4 protein-coding genes are annotated in these 6,196 nt (G+C 62.6%); 2 read left to right on the forward strand and 2 right to left on the reverse strand.

The window, feature by feature from the left end:
• Nucleotides 1–9 precede the first annotated feature (9 nt).
• Nucleotides 10–1,188, forward strand: a complete 1,179-nt coding sequence (locus HK439_RS18805) for a pyridoxal-phosphate-dependent aminotransferase family protein (RefSeq protein WP_190293011.1) — start codon at nucleotides 10–12, stop codon at nucleotides 1,186–1,188.
• Nucleotides 1,189–1,212: 24 nt separating this feature from the next.
• On the opposite strand, the gene pap is transcribed toward HK439_RS18805, so the two are convergent.
• Nucleotides 1,213–2,679, reverse strand: a complete 1,467-nt coding sequence (gene pap, locus HK439_RS18810) for a polyphosphate:AMP phosphotransferase (RefSeq protein ID WP_190293012.1) — start codon at nucleotides 2,677–2,679, stop codon at nucleotides 1,213–1,215.
• A 195-nt stretch (nucleotides 2,680–2,874) separates the two neighbouring features.
• Here pap and HK439_RS18815 point away from each other — a divergent pair, with 195 nt between their 5' ends.
• Nucleotides 2,875–4,944 carry a bifunctional DedA family/phosphatase PAP2 family protein gene (locus HK439_RS18815; protein ID WP_190293013.1) on the forward strand — a complete coding sequence of 690 codons (2,070 nt, stop codon included), beginning with the start codon at nucleotides 2,875–2,877 and terminating at the stop codon, nucleotides 4,942–4,944.
• Here HK439_RS18815 and HK439_RS18820 read toward each other — a convergent pair.
• The gene (locus HK439_RS18820) at nucleotides 4,901–6,040 is read right to left on the reverse strand and encodes a DUF1176 domain-containing protein (RefSeq protein ID WP_190293014.1); all 1,140 of its coding nucleotides are present in this window, start codon (nucleotides 6,038–6,040) and stop codon (nucleotides 4,901–4,903) included. The two genes, HK439_RS18815 and HK439_RS18820, sit on opposite strands and share 44 nt — an antisense overlap.
• Nucleotides 6,041–6,196 lie beyond the last annotated feature (156 nt).

The following is a 6,196-nucleotide window of genomic DNA, read 5'->3' on the forward strand; positions in this document are numbered from 1 at the left end:
TCACCCCACATGACTCTGCGAAACGGCAAGGAATTTCTCATGATTCCGGGTCCGACCAATGTGCCGGACGAGGTCTTGCGTGCCATGCACCGGCCTGCCGTCGATATCTATGAAGGTCCCTTGCTGGAGACGACCGATGTCTGTCTCAAGGGTCTGAAAGCGCTCTTTCGCACCGTGCGTCAGACCTACATCTATGCCGCCAACGGCCACGGCGCCTGGGATGCGGCACTCACGAACACATTGAGCCGCGGCGACAAGGTTCTCGTTCTGGAATCCGGCCGCTTTGCGCTTGGCTGGGGCGAAGCCGGCGGGATCGCCGGCCTGGAAACGGAAGTTCTGGCCGGAGATTGGAAAAAGGCGGTCGATCCGGCCGCCGTCGAAGCGCGGCTCAGACAGGACAGCCAGGGCGAGATCAAGGCGGTTCTGGTGGTCCAGGTCGATACGGCGTCAGGCGCCTGGAACGACATCAAGGCGATCCGCAAGGCCATGGACGCCGCCAACCATGACGCGCTCCTGATGGTCGACACGATCGCATCGCTCGGCTGCATGCCGTTCGAGATGGACGGCTGGGGGGTGGATGTCGCCCTGACCGGGTCGCAGAAGGGCCTGATGACGCCCCCGGGTCTTTCCTTCGTAGCGGCGGGCCCCAGGGCGGTGAAGGCGCATGAAACCGCCGATTTACGCACCAACTACATGGACTGGACGTTCCGCAACGGCCCGGAGCACTACCAGAAATATTGCGGCACACCGCCGGAGCATCTGCTGTTCGGCTTCCGCGCGGCTCTCGGGCTGATCGAAGCGGAAGGGCTCGACAACGTCTGGCGCCGGCATGCACTCATGGCGGAAGCCACCCGCCGGGCGGTCACCGTCTGGGCGGAAGGCGGCGCGCTCGAGTTCAATATCAGCGCTCCGGAAAGCCGCTCCGACAGCGTTACCGTCGTCCGGCTCAACGGCCATGATCCCGCGGCCCTGCGCAGCTTCACCAAGGAGGTCTGCGGCGTCACCATCGGCGGGACCATCGGCGCGCTGAGCGGGCAGGGCATCCGGATCGCCCACATGGGCCACTGCAACGGCGTCATGGTGCTCGGCACCCTGTCGGCGATCGAGCTTGGCCTGGCGAAGCTCGGCATCCCGCACAAGCCGGGCGGCGTTCAGGCGGCCATCAGCTATCTGCAGGACGCGCTCTGAAATTTCGACCGGTTTGAAAGGACTTCAGAGGGCCTTTTCAAGCCGGTCGCAGATGGTTTTCAGTACCTCGATGCGGGCATGGCGCTTGTCCTGAGAGGAGACCATGGTCCAGGGGGCATAATGGGTCGATGTGCGGTCGATCATGTCGCCCGCGGCCACCTCGTACTGCTCCCATTTCAGCCGATTGCGCCAGTCGTCGTCCGTGATCTTGTGCTGCTTGTAGTCGGTTTCCTCACGCTCCTTGAACCGGCGGAGCTGCTCGTCCTCGCTGATCGCAAGCCAGAACTTGCAGACGACATAACCGAACTCGGTCAGCTCCGCCTCGAAATCATTGATTTCGCTGTAGGCCCTCAGCCAGTCTACGTGGCCGGCATAGCCCTCAACCCGTTCCACCAGGACACGCTCGTACCAGGACCGGTCGAATATGGCGATCTGCCCCTTTCGCGGCAGGCGCCGCCAGAACCGCCACAGATAGGGCCTTGCCTTTTCCTCGTCGGTCGGGGCCGAAATGGGGTAGACTTTGTAAATGCGTGGATCGAGCGGCTTGATCACCCGGCGGATCGCCCCGCCTTTTCCTGCCGCATCATTCCCCTGAAAGACGAGCACCATGCCTTTGCTGGAGAACAGCTTGCTGTCCGACAGGTCGGAGAGGCGGGACTGCAGCTTGTCCAGTTGCTTCTCGTAGTCGGACTTGCCGAGCTTCGCCGTCAGATCGACGGCATCCACCGCAGTCTGTCGCTTCAGGCCACCGACAACCGGCGGCGCCGCCACGCTCTGGGGTTCGCCGTCCGCCAGCTTCCGCCGCATCTCCCGCGCGACGGTCTGCGCAAGCGCGGCATCGCGGTATTCCGGATCCTGGGAGGGAACGACGAACCAGGGCGCATGCCCCCTGCTGGTTTCCAGGATGATGCGGTCACCGACTTCCACGGCCTTGTCGTAATTCTTGAATGCCGCCCAGTCGGACAGGACGTGCCGTGCAGCGTTTTTCCTGTCGATCTTCTTCAGACGCCGTTCCTGGTCCTTCCTGGGCAGGACAAACCAGAATTTCAGGATTAGCACATCCTCGTTGGCGAGCATTTCCTCGAACCGCTCGATCCGCGCCAGATCCTTTTCGAATTCATTGTCTCCAATCCGGCCGTAGATACGGTCCCGGACCGGGCTCTGGTACCAGCTGCCGAAGACAATCGCTGTTTCTCCCTTCGCCGGCAGATCCCGCCAATAGCGCCACAGCGGCGGGTGCAGGCGCGCGTCGTCCAGCGGGTCGCCATAGGCATTACAGACCAGATGGCGCGCATCCATCCAGTCGTAAAGCCGCGCAACCGCCTCGCCCTTGCCGGCGCCATCCAGTCCGTCGACGACGATCACCGTCGAAAAGGTCTTTTTTTCGATGAGCTCCAGCTGAGCGGACAGAAGCTCGGAGCGAAGCTGCGGCTTCAGTTTCCGAAACGTCTCCTTGTCCATTTTCTGCGGCAGCTGTGCTGATTCAAACATGCAATCGACCTCACGTTTGGAAGGAAGTCACTATAGCCGGGGAATCGCGAAGAAACCAAAAGGCCGCAGGCGCGGTCGTACATTCATTGCCCCCGGCTCCCTTTTTTCTGTTAAGTCACGCCGCGCTTGCCTATATGAGTGCCATTCGACGGCAGCCTCGGCCCCGATTCCGTCAACAAAACGAGCCATTACTCCGTGACAGACATCCTGGGACAGATCGTTGCTTTCATCGGAGACAACCCCTCCCTTGCGGGACTGATCTGCTTCATCGTGGCCATGGGCGAAGCCCTGTTCATCATCGGCCTGGTGGTGCCGAGCACGGTTGTCCTGGTCGGCGCCGGAACCCTGGTCGGCCTCGGCAAGCTCGACGGCGTTTCGATCTTTATCTGGACAGCGCTCGGGGCAACGGCCGGCGATGCCGTTTCCTACTGGTTCGGCCACTTTTACAAGGACAAGGTCCGCAGGCTCTGGCCCCTGTCGCGCTACTCCAGCCTGATGGACCGCGGCGAGGAATTCTTCCGCGCGCACGGCGGCAAGAGCATCTTCATCGGCCGTTTCGTGCCCGGCGTGAAATCGGTGGTCCCGGGCATTGCCGGCATGGTCGGCATGAACGCGACGCGGTTCACGGTCATCAACGTGACCTCCGCCATTTTCTGGACCGCGGCGCATCTGGGGCCCGGCATCCTGGCGGGCACCGCGCTGGAGGCGATCGGCCAGATCAGCACACGGCTTGCCTTCGTTATCGGCGGCCTTTGCGTGATCCTGTTCATTGCGGTCATGCTCGGCCGCTGGCTGATCCTGATCATCCTCCCGCTCTTCCCCGGCGCCCATGCCGCCATCGTCAACTGGTTCGGCAAGCGACCGGGCAAGATGTCCCAATGGATCGCGGTCACCTTCGACCCCGCCCATCCCCGCTCCATCGGGATGCTGGTGTCGGCACTCTTGCTGCTGATCACCATGCCGGCGTTCTTCTTCTTCATCGGCGAGATCGCCCCCGGCGAACCCATGGTCCGGGCCGATGTGGCGATCCTGAACCTGTTTTCGTCGGTGCGGACACCGATCGGCGACACGATCATGGTCTTCTTCACCTCGCTCGGCGACGGTGTCGTGGTGACGTTCGTGACGGTCGCCGTCGCGCTCTACCTGTTTTTAAGGCGGGCCTGGCGCCGGGCGACCGGTTTCCTGATCGCCATCGGCAGCACGGCGATCTTCGTGCCCCTGATCAAGGCCCTCCTGGAACGGTCCCGACCGATAGCGCTTTACTCCGGCGCGGACTCCTTCAGCTTCCCGAGCGGCCATGCCACCCTGAATGCGGTGCTGTTCGGGATCTGCGCGGTCCTGATCGCCCATGAGCGGAACCGCTGGATCAAGGCCGCGATTTTCTCGATCACCGCTGCCTACGTGATCACCATCGGCTTTTCCCGGGTTTACCTGGCCGCGCACTGGATGTCGGACGTGCTTGCCGGCTTCCTGTTCGGCCTTGCAATCGTGTCGGCCTTCGCCTTCGTCTTCGGCCCGATCCACAACGAGAAGATCGGACGCAATACGCTGGCCGCCCTCGTTGTCGGGTGCCTCACCCTGTTCGGCGGCTGGCATGTGATCGCCAACCTGGACAAGGCAGTCGAAATCTACGAACCCCGCAACCGGTTCCAGATCCTCACAGCCAGCGAATGGCATGCAACCGGCTGGAAGGAACTGCCGCAGAACCGGATCGAACTCAGCGGCGGCACGAAGGAACCGCTGGTCATCCAGTATGCCGGCGACCCGGCCCGGCTCGCCCCCGTGCTTACCCCCCACGGCTGGTCGCCGCCGCCGAAATGGTCGTTGAGCACCGCATCGGGTTTTGTCGAAGGCAAGACGCCGGCGGACAAGCTGCCGATCCTGCCCAGAACCCAGAACGGCCGCTCGCCGGCCCTGGTTCTCATCCGCAAGGACGAGACCGCGGATCCGAGCGGAGGCCGCTGGGTGCTGCGTCTGTGGCCAAGCCGGTTCGAGATCCTGACAGACGGCACACTCAAGCGGCTTTACGTCGGCAGCATCCTGCATGAAGCGATCCTGCGGCCGATGGGCGAGTTTTCCGGACCGAAGATGGACCGGGAAGCGCCGGCGCTCAGCACCAACCCCGCCCGCCTGCTGCCGGATGCACTCGTCCGCCAATGGCCGGACGGCAGGGAAGTCGTGCTTTGTCAGGAGCCGCCGGCACTTATCGCGCCAACCAAGCCTAAAACGACCGGAACACCAGAGGCCATATCTCCGGCAAATTAGCCGTGCCGTTGCAGTCGATCTTCTCGCGGTATTCGAGAAGTTCAAGCTCAAGCTCCTCACCCGGACCGTCCGTCAAGCGGAACACCTTGTAGACGCCGCAATCTCCGAGCCCGCGGCCGAACTCGGTTGCCGTGATCAGGCCCTTGTCATTGAACACCTGCGCGTTCATCACGCCGTAGGTCTCGTCGGAAAGGTTTCCCGGCAGATTGGGCAGCACCAGGACATTCGCCCAGTCGCCGGGGGGGTTTTGCGTCACGCCGAATGCGCTGGAGCCCTGATAGGCCCCGGTGAAACAGGGCAGTTCCCAGAGAATGTAGTTGCTGTTGACCACATAGCTGGCGCCGTTCCAGGCGCTCGGAGCAGCCAGGTCGCATTCCTGGTAGGCGTATTTGAACAGCGCCTGGCGCAGCGGGACCGGAACCTCGTCCGGGCTTGCCAGCAAGTGCTGCGGACCAAGCGGCAACCCGGTCGGGCCGGTCCAACGGGCCATGTCCGGCAGATTGCCCCCTTCGGACGCATCCGACCGGTCCTCGGCCGGGGCCTGAGCAGGCGCCTGGTCTGGGGCCTGAAGCTGCATCGGTCCCTTGTCCGGGCAGCCGTACTCACCCTTGGCGCCTGCCAGGAACGGGATCTTCTTCGACCTGACGACGTAGATATCGGCCTCGGTGACCGGCGCCATCGAGCCGCCGTCACCGACCTTCAGAAGCTCGATCAGAACCCGGTATCTGGGATTGTCGGATCGATAGACATAATGGCGCGACAGGCCGCCGACGGTCTCATCCTGGCTTTGCGCGATTTCATAAAGTTCGATGAATTCGTCGCCGACCTTCATGCGTGCTTGCAGCGGCGCACCGTCTTCGGAAAACGGCAGAAAGAAAAGATAGGCGTATTTGTCGCTCGCCGGGTTTCGGTTCGCCTGCCACAGGGCGAAGTGACATCCGGTCGGGTTCGGCGGCAGGTCCTTGGTGCCGAACAGTTTCAGATCGATATCCGATCCGTCATCCTTGGCGTGCGCCGGTGTCACCTGACCCGAAATCGTTGCAACGCATATCGCCAGCGCGGCCCAAAAGGCCCTCCTCCCCATATTGAAACTCATTCCGTCTTAGCTCCCCAATCCGTCTTATGAACGTATGGCCCGCCCCGTCTGCAAGGGGTAATTTGAAGATTGCTCTGTTCAGTCTGCGTCAACGTATCCGGTCTCGGGGTCGAGCCCCGGCCAAGATGGAGATCCGCGCAGTCTGGTCCTCATAAT

The organism is Roseibium aggregatum (assembly GCF_014692675.1).
Taxonomy (GTDB): domain Bacteria; phylum Pseudomonadota; class Alphaproteobacteria; order Rhizobiales; family Stappiaceae; genus Roseibium; species Roseibium aggregatum_C.